Source organism: Streptomyces sp. NPDC008125, from assembly GCF_042957125.1.
Lineage (GTDB): Bacteria > Actinomycetota > Actinomycetes > Streptomycetales > Streptomycetaceae > Streptomyces.
In genome coordinates, this window is the sequence record NZ_JBIBHR010000012.1 from 101,939 (window position 1) to 119,702 (window position 17,764).

Below are 17,764 nucleotides of genomic sequence, written 5' to 3' on the forward strand. Positions count from 1 at the left end.
ATGCAGGTGGTCGGTTTCTACGTACTTCAGTTGCGTACGGTTGTTCTCCCGGTAACACTGTCACGCCCGCACTCATTCCGAGATACCCGGTCCGATCCGCGAGACGATTTCGTCCCAGTAACCGGGCAGCGCCGCGAATGGGTCGGTTTGTCGGTTACGCCCGTCCCGGTCGGTGAAGAAGATCGTGCCGGCGCCCTGCCACCGCGCGATGCGCATCGCCTCGTCCAGGTGGGTGCGGGGGACGCCGTGGACGAAGTGCGCGAACCGCTCGGGCGGGTACTCGGCCGTCCACTGGGCCACCTGCGACCAGCGGTAGTCGGGCCAGGACCCCTGGAAGGTGACGAGTTGGTCGGCGGCCTCGGCGTAACCGGGGTACGGATGGGTGCCGAGCCCCAGCACGATCCGCCCGCCGTCACCCGCCGGGGCACCCCGGTCGACTTCGCTCTGCGCGACCAGTTCGCGCAGGGTGACGGTGAGCCGGCGGACCGCCGGGAGACCGGCCCGCTCGGTGGGGCAGCGGCCGAGATAGAAGCCGCCGACCCGGTACCAGTCCAGGAACCGCTTGGCGTCCACGACGAGATCGCCGAACGGCCGTGCCCCGTGGACCAGGTCGAGGTGTCCGAGCAGCCGGCCGCCCGGCGCGGCGGCGCCGGGAGCGCGCCCCTGCAGGGCACGCTCCCGGGCGTTGTGCAGTTTTCCCGCCGCCTCCAGGCAGTGCGGATCGGGCCGGGTGCCCGGCCCGTCCGCGATGTTGAGGACCGCCCAGTGCAACGGGGTCCCGGGGCGGGTGAGTTCCGCCCACTCGGTGGGGGCGAGCAACGGGTGAGCGTATCCAGGCACACCGAAACCCATCTGCTCGTTGCCGCTCGCCCGGCGGGCCGTTCCGGTGCCGGTCAGATGCGGCACGCCGCCTCCATCCAGATATCGGCGAGGGACTCCTCCAAGTTGATCCGGGGGCGCCAGCCCAGTCGGTCGCGGGCGGTGCGCACATCGGCCTGCTGCCAGGCACCGCAGCCGTCCGGGTAGGGCGACGGGGTGGCCGCGAGGTGCTCCATCACCGATTCGGCGGAGGTGCGCTGGGCGCCGATCGGTAGGCGGCCGGGCGGCACCTCCAACTCGTGGAGCACACCGGCGAACCCGGAGACCCGGGCGAGGACCGCGGCGGCGTCGCGCAGCCGGACGGCCCGGCCGGTACCGATGTTGACGACACCCTGGGCGGCGGAGAGCGAGGCGGCGTGCACGGCCCGCGCCACGTCCCGTACGTCGACGAAGTCGCGCTGGACGCCCAGGCCGCTGAGCTTCAGCTCGCCGTCGCCGGACTGCATGGCGCGGCGCATGGCCTCGGCGAGCCGGCCGAGCGGGGAGCCGGCCGGGGTGCCGGGACCGACCGGCGAGAAGACCCGCAGCACGACCGCGTCGAGCCCGGAGCCGAGGACGAGTTCGGTGGCGGCGAGCTTGCTGACGCCGTACGGGCCGCCGGGGCGGGGTACGGCGTCCTCGGCGGTGGAGGATCCCGGCTGCGAGGGCCCGTACTCCGAGGCGCAGCCGACCTGGACGAGCCGCGCCCCGCAGCCACTGCGGCGCAGTGCCTCGCAGACGGTGGCGACGGCGACGGTGTTGTGCCGGGTCAGTTCGCGGGCCTGGCCCCGGGTGGCCCCGGCGCAGTTGACGACGACCCCGGGGTGGACGGCGTCCAGGAAGCGGGTGAGCGCCCCTGGGCTGCCGCCCGCGAGGTCGAACCGTACGTCGGCGTCGTCGCCCCGGCCGAGGGCCGTGAGGTGGACGGCCGGGTCGGCCAGCAGGCGGTCCGCGACGAAGCGGCCGAGGAATCCGTTGGCGCCGAGCAGCAGAACCCTCATCGTGCACTCCCTGGGTGCCGGCGGCGAGTGGCCGGTGCGGCGGTTCGGCGGGTCATGTCCGGTTTCTCCTTGATGGAAAAGGCGTGAAAGGCGTGTGCGGTACGGGTCTCCCGCGGCGTCGGCTCCGCGGGCGGTGGGAAGTACGGGGTGGGGCACGGTGGTACGGGGTGGGGCACGGTGGTACGGGATGGTGCGGTCTTCGGCCCGGACCGGGCACGGCCCCTGCGGCGGCGCCCCTCGCGGCCGGCGCGCGGTACATCGGCACTCGGTGCCCGGTGCCGGTGCGCCCGGTGTCGGCGCGCGGGGGTCAGTGCCGGTGGTGGGCGGAGGCGCGGGAGAGCGCCACGGCTGCGTGCGCCAGCAGGCCGAGCGCGGCACCGCCGCAGGCCAGGGCGGGTACGGCGCCGGTACCGCCCGCCATCACCAGCAGGTCGACGGGCCGGGCCAGGAGACCGAGGCCCGGCAGCCGGCCGCTCAGCACGAGGAGGGGGGCCGCCGCCTCGACCGCGCAGGCGGCGGCCAGCGCGGTGACGGCCGGGGCCGGGAGGCCGTGCGCGGTCTCCAGCCGGGCCAGGAAGAGCAGCAGCCCGAGGGCGTAGGCCGAGAGCGGGACGCCGTGCCCGCCGTACCCGAGGTCGGCGAGGAGCATGAGCGGCAGGAGGGCGGCGAGGAAGAGCGCGACGCTCGTCAGCAGCACCGGACGCACCCCCGCTCCGAACTCCTCCAGCGCGCGGCTGCCACCGAGTTTGCGCCGGGCGCGCGCGGCGAAGAGGTGGGCGCACCAGGCGGCCGGGACCACGGCGAGGGAGAGACCGAGGAGCGGGGCCGGGGTGCCGGGCCAATGGCCGTCCGGGCCGCCGCTGAGGACCTGGGCGAGCAGCTCCTCCCCGTACACCGCGTAGCCGAGGAGCCAGCAGGTGTAGCGGGCGGTCCGGCCGGAGCCCGCCGGGGCGTGCAACGGGCCGGTGGCCAGGGCGGACCGGAGCGCCAGGAAGACCAGCAGGACACCGGCGGCCGTCAGGACGTTCCGTGCGCCGGTACCGAGCGCCCCCTCCGTCACCCGGAGCGCTCCGACGGTGGCGAGGCAGGCGGCACCGGGCAGCAGGGCGTGCAGGGTCCAGGCGGCACGGTGGTCGGGATCGTGCCCGGTCCGCGGGTCGGCCGCCGCCCGCACCGGGCCGGTGGCGGGCCGGGGGACCCGGGCGTAGAGCTCCTCGGCCAGCGAGAAGACGTCCCGGTGTCGGTAGCGGGCGGCAGCCCGGTCGGTGAGGCCGTGCGCCTCCAGACCGGCGGCGATCTCCAGCGGGTCGACGGCGTGTTCGCAGAGCTCGCGGTGGCGGTGGAGCAGGGCGCGCACGGGGTCGGCCGGCGTGGGGACGGCCCTCGGGGAGGGGACGGCCGGCCGCGCGGGGGCGGGCGGTGCGGGGACGATCGGTGCCGCGTCCGCCGCCTCGGTGCCCGTCGCCGCGATGCCCCTCGCCGAGACGCCTGCCGCCTCCGCGGGCTCCGTCCTCGCGTGCTCCTCCGGGACGTGCTCGGCCACCGGGGCGGGTGGCGCGGGGGCGCTTGAAGCCGGGGCGGACGAGGGAGCGTTCGGCACGTCGAGGGCTTCGGGCGCGCGGCCCATGAGGGTTCCTCCGTACGGTTCGTTGCCCGGCGCGGACAGGTGGTCGAGGGGGTCACGCATCGCCGTCCCCCGCTCCGGCCGTCGCGGCGACGCCGACCTTCCCGGCCACGGACGCCTTCCCGGCCACAGCCACCTTCCCGGCCACGGCCGCCTTCCCCGGCACGGCCGCCTTCCCCGGCACGGCCTTCCCGGCCACGGCCTTCCCGGGCGCCCCGGCCCAGGCCGGGGTCCTGGTCCGCCCGGTGGCCGCCCTGACGGGCCGTCGCCCCACCGGTTCGGCGCGGGGCCGGCCGTGGCGTACGTGCTCCTCGGGCGGGACCGCGAAGGGGCGGGGCGCCGAGGCGTCCGGCGCTCCGCCGCTCCCGGCCGCCGGGGGGCCGACGGCGGGGGCGGTGCCCGTGGGGTGCGGCGCGCGGCCCGTGGTCAGCTCCCGGTAGAGCGCCCGGAAGGCGGCGAGGTTCTGCTCCACGGTGAAGAGTTCGAGGGCGCGCTCCCGCGCCGCCTCGCCCAGACGCGCACGGCGCTCCGGGTCGCGCAGCAGCGCGAGGCAGGCGCCGGCGAGCGCCGGGGTGTCGCGCGGGGGGACCACGAGCCCGGTACCACCGATGACTTCGGCCACCGCGCCCACGTCCGTCGAGACGGTGGCGCGCCCGCAGAACATCGCTTCCACCAGGCTGATCGGAAAGCCCTCGACCACGCTGGACAGCACCACGACCCCGCCCGCCGCGTACGCCCCGGCGAGGTCGTCCGCTCCGAAAGCTCCGCCGGTCTCCTCGAAGGAGACCGGGCGTTCCACGGCCCCGGGCCCTGCGGCCCCGGACCTGCCCGCTCCCCGCGTGTCCCCGCCCCGGTCCCCGTCCCCCGGCGCGTCCACGGCCTCGGCCGTGTCCCCGACCCCGGCCGTGTCCCCGGCGGTGGTCCCGGGGAAGAGCAGGTCCGCCAGGGCGCGGCAGTGCGCGAGGTACGCGGCGCCTTCGGCACCCTCGGCGGGGACACCGAAGATCCTCAGCCGGGTCCCGGGTTCGGCCCGGTGCACCTCGGCGAAGGCGTGCAGCAGGGCGACGAGGTCCTTGGCGGGCTCGACCCGGCCCACCCAGACCAGGGTGTCCGGGCCGGCGCTGTCGCCCCCGCCCACCTGCGGGAAGCGCCCGGTCTCCATGCCCGGGTACACCGTGCGCAGCTTCGAGGCGTCCGCGCCGCAGCGCTGCTGCCAGCGGCGTACGTGGGTGTTGCCGGGGGTGACGACGGCGGCCTGGCGGTAGACCTCGCCCGCCAGGAGGGCGTGGAAGTTGGCGAGCAGGGTGCGTACCGGCGCACCGAACGGCGCGTCCGTGCCGGAGAGGTAGTGCGTGCGGAGCGGCAGGCCGTGCTCGGTGACCAGGAGGGGAACGCCGAAGAAGCGTTTGGCCAGCAGTCCGGGGAGGGCGGCGGCGCCACCGGAGGCCGCGTGGCAGACATCGACGCCGCCGAGCGCCTCGGCGGTGTACCAGTCGAGCGAGAGCGGCAGCAGCAGACGGGCGAGTTCGGTGGCGAAGGCAAGGTGGTCGGTGACGGTGGCGCGCTGGACGGTACGGCCGGTGCCCCGGGCACGGCAGGCGGATTCCAGCACGCGCAGGGCCGTCTCGGAGCGGAGTGCGGTGGGCAGTCCGCCGTTTTCCCTGGCCAGTTCGGCGAGTCCGTAGAGGGCCGCGCCGAAGAGTCCGGCAGGTCCGTCCGCCGCCCGGCCGGCTCCGCCCGGTGCCTCGCTCCCGGCGGACACCGGGGCACCGGCACCGGAGGCGCTGACCGCCGTGGCGAGCGCCGTCAGATGCGCCGTGAAGCGCCGGCGCTCACGGCGGCCGTAGGAGCCCCCGCCGCCCGTCACGAGCCGGGTGAGGCAGCCGCCTCGATCTTCCTGACGCGCGCTCGCGTCCGGGAAACCGGACGGCGTGGTCCAGAGTGGCGCGGTCCGTACCTGCCCCACCTGGGGCGGCAGGCTCACCCACCCGAGCTGCTCCTGGCGGGCGGAGCGGCTCAGCGCGTAGAGGTCGAACTCGTGCTGGGGCAGACCACGCACCAAGCGGTCGCACCACAGTCTGGACTCACCGTCCGCATACGGATAACCGCCGTCGGTGAGCAGGCCGATACGCACGAGTACACCCCCGATCTCCCATGTGGGCGGCCACCGTTGGCCGGTGACCAGCGTCGGGACGACCGTAAGCGGATACGCCGGTGGCGCGACGGACGGTTGTCCGTCACGCCACCAGAAGGGGTGAACCGGCGTAACTTTCCCGGCCTTTGTGCGTTTCGCCGCGAAACACCTCTCCGCGCGCCTCCGCTCCACGCCCCGTCAGGTCGCGGCGAGCTCCCTGCGCGCGGCCCGCCGGGCCGCCGCCTCCCCCGGATCGAGGGCGGGCACGGCGGCCAGGAGTTGCCGGGTGTACGGGTCCTCGGGAGAGCCGTACACCTCGTCGACGGCACCGTGTTCGACGATCCGGCCGTGGCGCATGACCGCGACCCGGTCGCTGACCTGCCGGACCACGGCGAGGTCGTGGGCGATGAAGACGAGCCCGATTCCGAGCTCCCGCTGGAGTTCGGCGAGGAGCGCGACGACCTGGGCCTGCGTGGTGACGTCGAGCGCGGAGACGGGCTCGTCGCAGACGATGACCCGGGGTCCGGCGGCGAGCGCGCGGGCGATCCCGACGCGCTGGCGCTGCCCGCCGCTGAACTCGTGCGGGTAACTGTCGTACCGGTCCGCGTCCAGCCCCACGCGTTCCAGGAGTTCGCGGACCCTGCGCCGGATGCGGGTGTCGTCGCGTTCGCCCGCCGCGCGCAGCGGGTCGGCGACGGACTCGCCCACGGACCGCCTCGGGTTGAGGGAGGCGACCGGGTCCTGGAAGACCATCTGGAGCTCGCGCCGGTGCGGGAGCAGTTCCCTCGCCGACAGCGAGCCGATCTCCGTGCCCGCGTAGCGGAGCCGGCCGCCGGTCGGGTCGAGCAGCCGCACCAGCATGCGCCCGAGGGTGGTCTTGCCGCTTCCGCTCTCGCCGACGATGCCGAGCGTCTCACCGGCCCGGAGGGTGAGTGACACGCCGTCCACGGCGGTGACCCGGTCGCGTCCCCGGCCGAACTCGCACCGCAGGTCCACCGCTTCCAGCAGTGGCTCGACCGTTCCGGCGGTCCCGGACACGGGGACCGCGGGAACGCGCCGGTCGCGCGGCGCGTCGACACGGGGAACGGCCGACAGCAGTGCGCGGGTGTACGGGTGCCGGGGCGCGCCCAGTACCTCCGCGACCGGCCCGCGTTCGACGTCCCGGCCGCCCCGCATCACCAGGATGTCGTCGACGGTCGAGGCGGCGACCCCGACGTCGTGGGTGACGAGCAGCAGTCCCATGCCGGTCTCCCGGCGGAGGTCGTGGAGCAGGTCGAGGACCTGCGCCTGCACGGTGACGTCCAGCGCGGTGGTCGGTTCGTCGGCGACGAGCAGTTCGGGCTCGCAGGCCAGCGCCATCGCGATGAGCACCCGCTGCCGCATGCCGCCGGAGAACTCGTGCGGCCGGGAGCGCGAACGGCGCACCGGGTCCGGGATGCCGACCCGGCCGAGGACGTCCACCGCGCGGGCCCGGGCGGCGCGCCGGGAGACCCGGTGGTGCACCCGGTACACCTCGGCGATCTGGTCGCCGACGGCGTAGTAGGGGTCGAGCGAGGAGAGCGGGTCCTGGAACACCATGGCGGCTTTGGCGCCGCGCAGCGCCCGCAGTCCCGCGTCGTCCGCCGCCTGCACGTCGACCCCGGCCACCGTGACCGAGCCGCCCACGACCGCCCCGGTCCCCCGGTGGAGGCCGAGCAGGGCGTACGCGGAGGCGCTCTTGCCGGAGCCGGACTCCCCGACGACCCCCAGCGCGGCGCCCTTCTCCAGGGTGAAGGAGAGGTCGTCGACGGCGCGCACGCCGCCGAAGTCGATGGTGAGACCGGATACCTCGACCAAGCTCATGACAGCACCACCCGACGGTCGGCCGCCGCGTGGAGGATGTCCGCGACGACGTTGGCGAGGACGACGAAGAATCCGGTGACGAGCACCAGTCCGACGACGACGGGGAGATCGACGGTCTGTACGGCATCGACGAGTTCCCGGCCGACGCCGGGGATGTTGAAGAGCGACTCGGTGAGCACGGCGCCCCCGAACATCGCGCCGATGTCCACCGCGCCGAGCGCGATCACGGGCGCGAGCGCTCCGCGCAGGGCGTGCCTGGCGACGATCCGCCGCTCGCTCACCCCGTAGGCGCGGAAGGTGCGCACATGGTCCTCGGCGAGGGTCTCCAGCATCGCCGCGCGGGTCATCCGGGCGTACGGGGCGGCGGAGACGAGGGCCAGCGAGACCCAGGGCAGCAGCAGGTTCCAGAACCACTGTTCGGGGTCGTCGGTCAGCGGGACGTAGACGGGGAACGGGAGGATCTGCAGCGTCGAGCAGCAGACGATGATCAGCATCAGGCCCAGTACGAACACGGGCGTGGCCATGCCCGCGAGCGTCACCCCGGTGAGAATCCGCTCGGTCGCCCGGCCGCGCCGCCACACCGAGAGCAGCCCGGTCCCGACCCCGACGAGGATCCAGAGCACGAAGGCGCCGGCGGCGAGCGAGGCGGTGGCGGGAAGCTTGGTGACGATCAGCCGCATGACCTGCTCGTCGTCCCGGTAGGAGCGGCCGAGGCAGGGGGCCGGGCAGTGCTCGGTGCCGGTGCCGGTCGAGTAGTCGTGGCCGGTGAGGAGGGACTGGACGAAGTGGGCGTACTGCACGTACACCGGGTCGTCGAGCCGGAGTTGCGCGGTGACCTGAGCGACCTGCGCGGGCGAGCAGCGCGGGCCGCAGGCGATCTGCGCGACGTCGCCCGGGGCGACGTAGAAGACGGCGTACACGAGGACGCTCAGGGCGAAGAGCACGAGGAGCGCTCCGCCGAGGCGCCGCAGCAGGAACCGGGTCATGCGCCGGCCTCCTTCCCGGTGCCGGTGCCGACCCGGAGCCGCGAGGCGACCCGGGGGTCCAGGGCGTTGCGCACCCCCTCGCCCAGCACCGTCAGCGCCAGCACGGTGACGAAGAGGAGCAGGGCGGGGACGAGCAGGTAGGTCGGTGCGGCCTGGTACCAGGTGTCCGCGTCGCTGAGCATCTGTCCCCAGGACGGCGTGGGCGGCTTGATGCCCACGCCGAGGAAGGACAGCGCGGCCTCCATGACGATGTTGCCGGGGAAGAGCAGCACGGCGTACGTGATGACGGGTGCGGCGAGGCCGGGCAGCAGTTCGCGCCGGGCGATCCGCGTGCCGCTCCAGCCGCTGAGCCGGGCGGCGGAGACGTGGTCGGTCCGTCTGAGGGCGAGGGTCTGGGCGCGGACGACCTTGGAGAGGTGCGCCCAGCCGACGAGCCCGACCATGCCCGCGATCAGCACGGGGCGGGGGAAGCCCGCGGGGACCACGGCGAGCGCGCCGAGCGCGGTGACCATGACGGGGAGGGCGACGACGATGTCGGTGGTACGGCTGATGACCTGGTCGACGAGGCGGTTGCCGAGTCCGGCCGCCATGCCCAGGGTGACGCCGATGGCGACCTGCACCAGGGTGGCGGCGAGTGCCACGCCGAGCGAGACGCGGGCGCCGTAGACGACGCGGGCGAACAGGTCGCGTCCGGTGAGGGGTTCGACGCCGAGCCAGTGGTCGGCGCTGATGCCGCCGAAGGAGCCGAGGGGGACGCCGCCGGTCGCGGAGTCCACCAGCTCGGCGTGGAAGGCGTTGGGGTCCTGGCCCTCGACCGCCGCGAGCAGCGGGGCGGCCAGGGCGACGAGGGCGAGCAGCGCGACGACGACGGCAGCCACGAGTGCGGAGCGGCGGGCGCGGAGCCGGCGCCGGAACGGGAGCGCCCCGGAGGCGGGGGCCGTGTCGGTCCCCGCCTCCGGGGCCGGCAGTGCTTCGGCCATGGCTACTTGACCGAGACCAGCGCGATGTCGAGTACGCCGGTCCAGTCGCTGATGACGACGTTCTTCACGTCCGCGCCGTAGAGGCGCTGGTAGACCGGGTGGAAGAGCGGCACGGTCAGTGCCTGCTCACCGATCTTCTTGTCCAGGGCGCCCCAGCGCGCGGCGGCGGCGGCGAGGTCGGTCAGCTGGTTGATCTCGTCGATCTCCTTGTTGACCGAGGCGTCGTTCAGCCGGCCGGTGTTGAAGTTGTAGCCGTCCTCGACGATCTGGCGGCCGTCGAAGACGGGTCCGAGGAAGGGGCCGCCGGAGGGCCAGTCGGCGCCCCAGCCGGCGAGGAAGAAGCCGGGCTCGGTCTTCACGTTGTACGCGGTCTCCGAGTAGGCGTTGTCCTCGAGTCCCTTGAGCTCGACCGTGATCCCGGCCTTCTTCAGGGCTTCCTGGATGGCGGTGGCGACCTCGGGACTGGTGGCGAAGTTCTTCTCGTTGTCGTGCGTGAGGGTGACGGTCAGCCCGTTCGGGTAACCGGCCTCCTTCAGCAGCTCCTTGGCCTTGGCCGCGTCGCCCGTGGCGCCGGAGGGGAAGGCGTCGTACGCCGTGTACCCGAAGGACTTCTGCTCGGGCAGGAAGGTGGTGGCGGGCTCGGCGAGCGAGGAGCCGCCGGCCGCGTTGATGACGGAGGTGCGGTTGACGGCGTACGAGATCGCCTGGCGCACCTTCGGGTTGTCGAACGGCTTCACCTTCGGGTTGAAGGCGATGTAGTTGGTGTAGCCGAAGTGGCCTTCGCCGACGCGGGCGGCGAGGGCCTTGTCGCCGGTGACCTCGGCGAGTTCGGCCGGCCCCAGGTTGGTGTCGGTGGTGACGGCGGCGGCGTCGGCCCCGCGCGAGGCGGAGAGGCGCTGGTTGACGACGGCCGGGTCCAGGCCGGAACGGACGTCGATCTTGTCCGGGTAGGCCTTGCGCTCGGAGTCGGTCTTCTCGGACCAGTAGGGGTTGCGTTCCAGCACCAGGTGCTCGCCGTCGCCCTCGTTGGAGACGACCTTGTACGGCCCCGAGGAGACGGGGTGGTTCTCGTAGGTCGCGCCGGTGTCCTTGGCCTGCGGTACCGGTGTGGTCTGGGTCTGCGTCGCCAGGTAGGGGAACTCGCCCTCCGGCTTGTTCAGGTGGAAGACGATGGTCCGGTCGTCGGGCGTCGCGATCGAGGCGAGGCCCTTCTTGTCCTTGTACGGCCCCTCGTAGTCGGCGCCGCCGATCAGCCAGTCGCGCAGGTAGGGCGCGCCGCCGGAGAGTTCGGCGGCGAAGGAGCGCTCGATGCCGTACTTGACGTCCGCGCTGGTGATCGCGGTGCCGTCCTCGTACTTCAGCCCGTCCTTGAGCGTGTACGTCCACACGGTGGCGTTCTCGCTGGGGGCGCCCAGGTCGGTCGCCAGGTCGGGGACCACCTCGGCGCCGGCGGCGCCGGCCTCGCGGTTGCGGGTGGTGAGGGTGCGGAAGACCAGCGACGGGACGGCGCCGCCGCCGGAGGTGTAGAGCCGCGCCGGGTCGAAGTTCGTCTGGGGGGCGCGGTTGAGGACGCTGAGGGTGCCGCCCTTGGCGGGAGCGGCCGAGGAAGCACCGGAACCGGCGTCGCTCCCGCTCTCCTTCGGGCCGCAGGCCGCGACGGCCGAGCCCACGACGAGAACCACGACGGCCGCTGAGACGCGGCGGGATATGGCGGACGGTTGACGCATCGGAAGAGGACCTCTCGGTACTGCCCGGCCGGATCGGCGAGGCGGAAAACGCAGGGAAAAGCAGGAGAAGGCGGGAGGAAGCACAGCGAAGCTGGGTTAAGCAGGGTGAAGCGGGAGAAAGCACAGGAAGGCGGCACGTCGGAAGACGGCCCGGACAACGGGGACCGCGGGAGTGCGGCGCGTCCCACCGGGCGCGCGTACGCGTCGCGCGAAAGCCCGGGGAGGGGAAGGGGGCCGCCCGGCAGGCCGGCGCGTGTCGGGTCAGGTCCGACCCGTGAAGAACCGGGTTCGGGGCGTCTGCCGGACGGGGCCGCGCCTGAGGGCCGGTGGGTGCCGGGGACGTCGACCGGAGCACCGCGCCTGAAGCCCTTCGGGGCTTCGGACGGCGCCGGAGCACGACCGGGCAGGGGTCAGCGACAGAGAATGTCGGCGACGCAGTGCCTGGTCACGCCGATGAGCGCGCGCTCCAGGGCCGCGCTCTCGGAGGTGATCAGGATGCGTGACATGCGGAGAAATATGAACGACCGCTCATCTGCATGTCAATGCGAAATGAGACGGTCGTACCATTATATGGACACCCCGGGTCAACTGGCCGGATAGACCCAAGGGTTGGGCTTGCAGGAGATTCCGTCGATGTCGAGCGATTTCGTCTGCTGCTGCATCACGGGCGCGAGCGTCCCTGGGGTCCGGCAGCTCACGTGGTTGTGCCCGAGCCGGTGTCCGACTTCGTGGTTGATGAGCATCTGCCGGTAGGGCAGGAGCTTGTCGGGGCCGAAGGTGACCGAACCCTGGGCCCACCGGTAGGCGTTGATCATGACGCGCTCGGTGGACGCGGAGTCGCAGGAGACGTTGTCCTCGGTGGTGTCCAGGCCGGACTTCGCGCACCAGACCCCGGTGGTGCCGGGGCTGGCCAGGGTGATGACGAAGTCGGGTGTGCCCGTGGAGATCCGCTCGAAGGTCATGTCCCCGTGGTGCGCCCAACTGCGGTCGTCGTTGAGGGTCTTCTGCACGGCCTCGGCGAAAAGCCCCGGGTCGAGGCCGAGTCCCGCCTCCACGTCGATCCGGTAGCGGTACCTGTGCCCGGTCCCGGGCGCCTTCGCCGCGCCCGGGACGACCTCGAACTTCCCGCCGCCCGCCAGATCGGCGGCGAGCGGGAAGGGCGTGGCCATCTTCTCCTCGTACGACATGGCTTTCAGCGGTGCGGACGTGGCCGTCCCGGGGGTCGGGCGGTCGTCGGACCGCGAGGCCCCCTGACCGCTCCCCCGGGTGCCGGACGCCTGCGGGGAGCCGTCGCCGCCGTGCCCCTGGGCGACCTGCCCGGCCACGACCACGGCGAGCACGGTGGTCACCGCCGCCGCCGCGATACCGGTGAACGTCCGCCCCTTGCCGCCCCGGCCGCCCTTGCCCGGGGTACCGCCCGCGCCTTCGCCGCCGTCTCCGGCGCCACCGTCCGGACCGTCGTCGCGCCGGTCCCCGGCCGGGGGCGCCTCGACGGGCGCGGACACCCGCGAGGGGACGGACCGCACCGGAAGCCCTACGGACGGGGCGTCGAACGCCTCCACGAACTCGGGCCGGGGGCCAGGTATCAGCGGCGTGCTGCCGGGCGCGGGCCGGGACACCGACCGGCCGACCGCCGCACCCGCGCCGCCCGCCCGGCCGGCCGGGAATTCGCCCGAACGTGTCTGCTGCCGGGCCGGGCCGGCGGGCTGTGCGAGCCGCCCGCCCCGCGGGGCCTCGCCACGACCGGAGCGCGGCTGCGGTCCCGTGCCCCAGCCACCGCCCGGTTCACGCTGTTCGGGGTGACCGCCTCGCACCTGCGGGACGCCCTGGAACGGGGTGTCCGCGGGCGCCTCGGGCGACCGCTGTCCGTCGCGCCCGGGGGGCGCCGGTTCGGGCGCCCGCCTGCGGCGGCCACTGCCGGAGCCCGCCCCCGGCGCACCGGCCGGGGCCGGTGCGGCTTCGCCCGCCGGAGCTTCGGCCCCGGCGCCCCTTCGGCTGTGTCGTCCCACGCCCCGGATCAGCTCCCGTTGTTGTCGTCCACCAATTCCCGGATCGCCTGGGCGACCGCCTCCGGGTACTCCATCATCGCCACGTGCCCGGCCTCGGGCAGCGAAAGCAGGCGCGAGTCGCGGAACGCCCCGGACGCCTTGCGTGCCATCCGGTACGAGACGAGCTTGTCCCGTCCGCCGTACACCAGGAGCGTCGGCGCGATCACCCGCTCGGCCTGGCGCCACAGTCCCTGCTGCCCGCCGAGCGTGTAGGCGTCGACGATGCCACGGGCGGAACGCGCCATGGCGTCCCAGAAGTACGGCAGTTCCAGCCGCCGCTCCATCTCGGCCACCGCCTGGCGGAACCCCTCCTCGGTGATCCGCGAGGGATCGCCGTAACAGAGTGCCATGACACCGCGGGTGCGCTGTGCGGCGGTCATGCCCCGGCTGAGCCGGGAGAAGAGCGCGGCGACCCCGGGGAGCGCCAGCAGCCCGGTCGGTACGGCCGGGCGCTGGACGCGGATCTCGGGCAGGGCGGGTGAGATCAGGGTGAGGGTCCGCACCAGGTCGGGGCGGACGGCCGCGACCCGGGTGGAGACCGCGCCGCCCAGCGAGTTGCCGACGAGGTGGACCGGGCCGCGCCCCTGCGCGTCGAGCAGCCGGATGACCGCCCGGGCGTGCGCGGCCACCGAGTAGGCGCCGTCGTCCGGCGGCGGGGAGTCGCCGAACCCGGGCAGGTCGACCGCCTCGCCGTCCACCACGCCGGCCAGCAGCGGCATCAGGGCGGACCAGTTCTGCGAGGACCCGCCCAGCCCGTGGACGTACAGCGCCGGAGGGAGCCCGGCGCGCGCGCCGGGCCGGGAACGGACGGTCAGGCTCAGCCCGGCCAGGGGGACGGTGCGCAGCCTCTCCCCCGGCCCGACGTGCACGGCACTGACCGTGGGGGCGACCGCCGCGGCGGCGGCCTGGACACCCGGCAGCTCGGTCGAAGACATGCGGCAATGTTACGAGACGATCACGCGCCGATTCATGTGTTCGCGGTCACAGGCCGCATCGCGGGGCAGGAGACGAGCTCATAGGCTTCGGATGAGGGACGGAAGGGAGTCACCATGACGGTCGACCCGAGCGACCCGGAGACGTTCGAGAAGGAGCAGGCGGACCCGCCGGGACTGGAGGCCCCCGACGCGGACACCGCGGAGCAGCGTACGGAAGTCCGGCAGGAGGACGACGACCCGCTGACGGAGGCCGGCGGCGAGGAGGCCGACGCGGCCGACGTCGCGGAGCAGACCAAGGTGGTCGTCGAGGACGAGGACGACTACCGCTGAGTCGCGCCCACCGCCCCGCCACCGCGGCCGGTGGCGGGGCGGACCGGGCGGGACCGCCCGCCGGAGGGGCCGGGATTGGCCGGACGGCCCGCCGGAGGAGCCGGGATTGGCCGGACGGCCCGCCGGAGGAGCCGGGAAATGACCGGACCGCCCGCCGGAGGGGCCGGGAAATGACCGAAACTCGCCCCGCACCGGATGATTACCGACGAAACGCCCACGTCAGGGCCGCTTCGTCCCCGCACGGACGAGAGGGTGACCCCGGTCCATGACTACCGGAGTTGTCCGGTCCGTGAAATTCTGCGTCCGCGCCGCGCGCACCCGGGTTACCCAAAAGTACGATGGCCATGCGGCGCGGTCAGCAGTGGACACCGTGTCGGAACACACATTTGGGAGGCGGCGTGAGCGCCATCGAGCAGACAGAGGCAGCGCGCCCGCGGGGCACTCGCCTGCCCCGCCGCGCCCGACGCAACCAGCTCCTGGGCGCCGCCCAGGAGGTCTTCGTCGCACAGGGGTACCACGCCGCCGCGATGGACGACATCGCCGAGCGGGCCGGCGTCAGCAAGCCGGTCCTCTACCAGCACTTTCCCGGGAAGCTGGAGCTGTACCTGGCCCTCCTCGACCAGCACTGCGAGTCGCTGCTCCAGGCCGTGCGCACCGCCCTCGCGTCGACGACGGAGAACAAGCAGCGCGTCGAAGCCACCATGGACGCCTATTTCGCGTACGTGGAGGACGAGGGCGGCGCCTTCCGCCTGGTCTTCGAGTCGGACCTGACGAACGAGCCCGCCGTGCGCGAGCGGGTGGACCGGGTGTCCCTGCAGTGCGCCGAGGCGATCTCGGACGTCATCGCGGGCGACACCGGCCAGTCCAAAGACGAATCGATGCTGCTGGCCGTCGGGCTGGGCGGGGTCGCCCAGGTGGTGGCCCGCTACTGGCTCTCCAGTCCCTCCGGCATCCCGCGCGACACGGCGGTACAGCTGCTCACCTCGCTCGCCTGGCGCGGCATCGCGGGCTTCCCGCTGCACGGGGCCGAGTAGCGGCACCCGGCGTGTTCGCTGCGGGCGTGGCCGGTCGGGCCCTGAGCGCTCGGCCCACCGGGCTAATGTGGCTGCGTACGGCGCGGCTACCGCGCAGGGACTGACCGTCGGAGGGACATAGCCGTGGAGGTCAAGATCGGGGTGCAGCACACGCCCCGCGAGATCGTTCTGGAGAGCGGGCTTTCCGCCGAGGACGTCGAGAGCGCGGTCACCGAGGCGCTCGGCGGCAAGGCGCAGCTGCTCAGCCTCACGGACGACAAGGGCCGCAAGGTCCTCGTGCCGGCCGACCGGATCGCGTACGTCGAGATCGGCGAGCCGGCGGCCCGGCGTGTCGGGTTCGGCGCGCTGTAAGAGGCACCAGGCGCGGCACGACGGAGCGGCCCGGCGGGATGTCCCGCCGGGCCGCTCCGTACGTTCGGGGGCCGGCGCACCGTCCCGCGCGTCGGCCCCCGTCCGCCCGGCGGAGCGCGGGGCTCCGCCGAAAGGTTTCCCCCGGGTCACGGCAGGGTTGCGTGACGCAGGTCACGGGTAGGACGGCGGAAGGCCTTCCGCCCGGATCGTCCGGGCGAGGGGCCCCGGGCCGCACGGCCCGCACGTCGCCCCGCGCCTGCGGGGACGTAACCACGAACTCCGCGAGGTGATGCTCCGTGATCTGGGAATCCTTCGGCTCCGCCGTGGTCGGTCTCGCCCTGTCCTGGGCCGCCCTGCGCGCCCTGCCCGGCCGGCTCCCGTCGGCCCGTGCGGTGTACCCCACCGGCGCCCTGGGAGCCCTGTTCGGGGCGTACCTGACGGACGGTGTGCTCTACTCCGGACACGCCACGGCCACGGTGGCCGGTGCGCTGGTGGTCGGGGCGGTGACGCTGTCGCTGCTGATCCGGCCGCGCCGCCGGAGCCGGATCACCGGCTCGGCGGCCTGAGGGTTGTCCCGCACTGCGTGGTGGATCAGTGTGCGGCGTCGGATGCGGTGCCTCGCGAGGCGGGGGGCGTCCGCCTACTGGATGTATACGGACGCTCCGACAACGCGGCGAGGTGCCGTAGCTGCCGTCGCGCACCCGCCAGAAATTGCGGGGCACCCCTGAGTCGGCCGGGAGGCGCTCAGGCCGCGAGGCCCAGGGCGGCCATCCGCTTGGTGTGCGCCTCGGTGATCCGGGAGAACATCCGGCCGACCTCGGCGAGGTCGAAGCCGTCCGCCACGCCGCCCACCAGCATCGTGGAGAGCGCGTCGCGGTCGGCGACCACCCGCTGGGCCTGCGAGAGCGCCTCGCCCATCAGCCGCCGGGCCCAGAGGGCGAGCCGGCCGCCGACGCGGGGGTCGGCCTCGATCGCGGCCCGTACCTTCTCCACGGCGAAGTTCCCGTGGCCGGTGTCGTCCAGGACGGCGAGCACGAGGTCCCGGGTGTCCGTGTCGAGCCTGATGGCGACCTCGCGGTAGAAGTCGCTGGCGATCGAGTCGCCGACGTACGCCTTGACCAGGCCCTCCAGCCAGTCGGAGGGGGCGGTCTGGCGGTGGAAGTCGTCCAGCGCCTTGGCGAACGGCTCCATGGCCCCGGTCGGGTTCTCACCGATCGTGGAGAGCCGGTCGGTGAGCTGCTCGAAATGATGGAATTCCGCGGAGGCCATCTTCGCCAGTTCCGCCTTGTCGCCGAGGGTCGGCGCGAGTTTGGCGTCCTCGGCGAGCCGCTCGAAGGCGGCCAGTTCCCCGTACGCGAGGGCGCCCAGCAGATCCACCACGGCGGCGCGGTACTGCGGGTCGACCGATGCCGTCGACCAGCTTCCGGCGGCGATGCCGGTGGGTGCGGGGGCTTCGTCGGGCGTGCGAGCGGCGTTGTCAGGCGTCTCCATGGAGCGCACAATAGCCCGCACGGCCCTCGTGGTAGGGGCCCGGTCCATCACCGAGATCACACCGTTCCGATGAATTCGCCCAACACACATGCGCGAATCCGGGGTACAGTGGTATTGCGCCTACTGAGCATTTTCGTATGCCAGAGGCGCGCCCTTGAATGAGGATGCCCGGTCGGTGGCCCGATCGGCTCCGACCCGACAGCCCTCCGCGCGGGTCGTACACACCGTACGACCGCAGATGAGGGGCCCCCTCAGCGGCACGAGCGCTCGAGCGACGGCAGTGGTCCCGCGCCACCCGCGCCCTTTCCCGGGGCCGGATGACCAACCCCGGCACGGTACGACCCCCAGCGTTCGCCTCGGTCCGCGTCTCACAGAAGAGGCAGCACCCTGACTACCTTCCGCGACCTCGGGATTCTCCCCGAG

General features: G+C 73.7%; 16 protein-coding genes. 4 read left to right on the forward strand and 12 right to left on the reverse strand.

Going from position 1 to position 17,764, the window contains the following annotated elements:
* Positions 1–72 precede the first annotated feature (72 nt).
* The 11 genes from ACFZAX_RS21330 to ACFZAX_RS21380 form a co-directional block, all read right to left on the reverse strand.
* On the reverse strand, positions 73–906 hold the full coding sequence (locus ACFZAX_RS21330; RefSeq protein WP_390963411.1) for a phage tail protein: 834 nt from the start codon (positions 904–906) through the stop codon (positions 73–75).
* Positions 894–1,859, reverse strand: a complete 966-nt coding sequence (locus ACFZAX_RS21335) for an NAD-dependent epimerase/dehydratase family protein (protein ID WP_328719545.1) — start codon at positions 1,857–1,859, stop codon at positions 894–896. Before ACFZAX_RS21335 ends, ACFZAX_RS21330 begins: the two co-directional genes overlap by 13 nt.
* A 307-nt stretch (positions 1,860–2,166) precedes the next feature.
* Positions 2,167–3,546 (reverse strand): hypothetical protein, encoded by a 1,380-nt coding sequence (locus ACFZAX_RS21340; protein ID WP_390963412.1) that lies wholly within the window; start codon positions 3,544–3,546, stop codon positions 2,167–2,169.
* Positions 3,539–5,617 (reverse strand): DUF3492 domain-containing protein, encoded by a 2,079-nt coding sequence (locus tag ACFZAX_RS21345; protein ID WP_390963413.1) that lies wholly within the window; start codon positions 5,615–5,617, stop codon positions 3,539–3,541. The genes ACFZAX_RS21340 and ACFZAX_RS21345 overlap by 8 nt, the downstream gene beginning before the upstream one ends.
* Before the next feature lie 198 nt (positions 5,618–5,815).
* Positions 5,816–7,459 (reverse strand): dipeptide ABC transporter ATP-binding protein, encoded by a 1,644-nt coding sequence (locus ACFZAX_RS21350; RefSeq protein ID WP_390963415.1) that lies wholly within the window; start codon positions 7,457–7,459, stop codon positions 5,816–5,818.
* Positions 7,456–8,445, reverse strand: coding sequence for an ABC transporter permease subunit (locus ACFZAX_RS21355; RefSeq protein WP_390963416.1), 990 nt, complete (start codon positions 8,443–8,445; stop codon positions 7,456–7,458). Before ACFZAX_RS21355 ends, ACFZAX_RS21350 begins: the two co-directional genes overlap by 4 nt.
* Complete coding sequence (locus ACFZAX_RS21360) at positions 8,442–9,425, reverse strand: ABC transporter permease subunit (RefSeq protein WP_390963417.1); 984 nt, start codon at positions 9,423–9,425, stop codon at positions 8,442–8,444. Before ACFZAX_RS21360 ends, ACFZAX_RS21355 begins: the two co-directional genes overlap by 4 nt.
* A gap of 2 nt (positions 9,426–9,427) precedes the next feature.
* Positions 9,428–11,152, reverse strand: coding sequence for an ABC transporter substrate-binding protein (locus ACFZAX_RS21365; protein WP_390963419.1), 1,725 nt, complete (start codon positions 11,150–11,152; stop codon positions 9,428–9,430).
* Positions 11,153–11,562: 410 nt separating this feature from the next.
* Positions 11,563–11,658 (reverse strand): Ms4533A family Cys-rich leader peptide, encoded by a 96-nt coding sequence (locus ACFZAX_RS21370; RefSeq protein WP_327177851.1) that lies wholly within the window; start codon positions 11,656–11,658, stop codon positions 11,563–11,565.
* A 78-nt stretch (positions 11,659–11,736) separates the two neighbouring features.
* Positions 11,737–13,161 carry a DUF3152 domain-containing protein gene (locus tag ACFZAX_RS21375; RefSeq protein ID WP_390963420.1) on the reverse strand — a complete coding sequence of 475 codons (1,425 nt, stop codon included), beginning with the start codon at positions 13,159–13,161 and terminating at the stop codon, positions 11,737–11,739.
* An 8-nt stretch (positions 13,162–13,169) separates the two neighbouring features.
* Complete coding sequence (locus tag ACFZAX_RS21380; protein ID WP_390963422.1) at positions 13,170–14,135, reverse strand: alpha/beta fold hydrolase; 966 nt, start codon at positions 14,133–14,135, stop codon at positions 13,170–13,172.
* Positions 14,136–14,249: 114 nt separating this feature from the next.
* On the opposite strand from ACFZAX_RS21380, the gene ACFZAX_RS21385 reads away from it, so the two are divergent.
* From ACFZAX_RS21385 to ACFZAX_RS21400, 4 genes are all read left to right on the forward strand, one after another.
* Positions 14,250–14,465: a hypothetical protein gene (locus ACFZAX_RS21385; protein ID WP_390963423.1), complete on the forward strand. Its 216-nt coding sequence runs from the start codon at positions 14,250–14,252 to the stop codon at positions 14,463–14,465.
* Positions 14,466–14,863: 398 nt separating this feature from the next.
* Positions 14,864–15,499 (forward strand): TetR/AcrR family transcriptional regulator, encoded by a 636-nt coding sequence (locus tag ACFZAX_RS21390; protein WP_327177847.1) that lies wholly within the window; start codon positions 14,864–14,866, stop codon positions 15,497–15,499.
* 123 nt (positions 15,500–15,622) lie between these two features.
* Positions 15,623–15,850, forward strand: coding sequence for a DUF3107 domain-containing protein (locus ACFZAX_RS21395; protein WP_386894763.1), 228 nt, complete (start codon positions 15,623–15,625; stop codon positions 15,848–15,850).
* Positions 15,851–16,146: 296 nt separating this feature from the next.
* Complete coding sequence (locus tag ACFZAX_RS21400) at positions 16,147–16,416, forward strand: hypothetical protein (protein ID WP_390963424.1); 270 nt, start codon at positions 16,147–16,149, stop codon at positions 16,414–16,416.
* Between the two features lie 178 nt (positions 16,417–16,594).
* Here ACFZAX_RS21400 and ACFZAX_RS21405 read toward each other — a convergent pair whose 3' ends face one another.
* Positions 16,595–17,341, reverse strand: coding sequence for a ferritin-like fold-containing protein (locus tag ACFZAX_RS21405; RefSeq protein ID WP_390963425.1), 747 nt, complete (start codon positions 17,339–17,341; stop codon positions 16,595–16,597).
* Positions 17,342–17,764 lie beyond the last annotated feature (423 nt).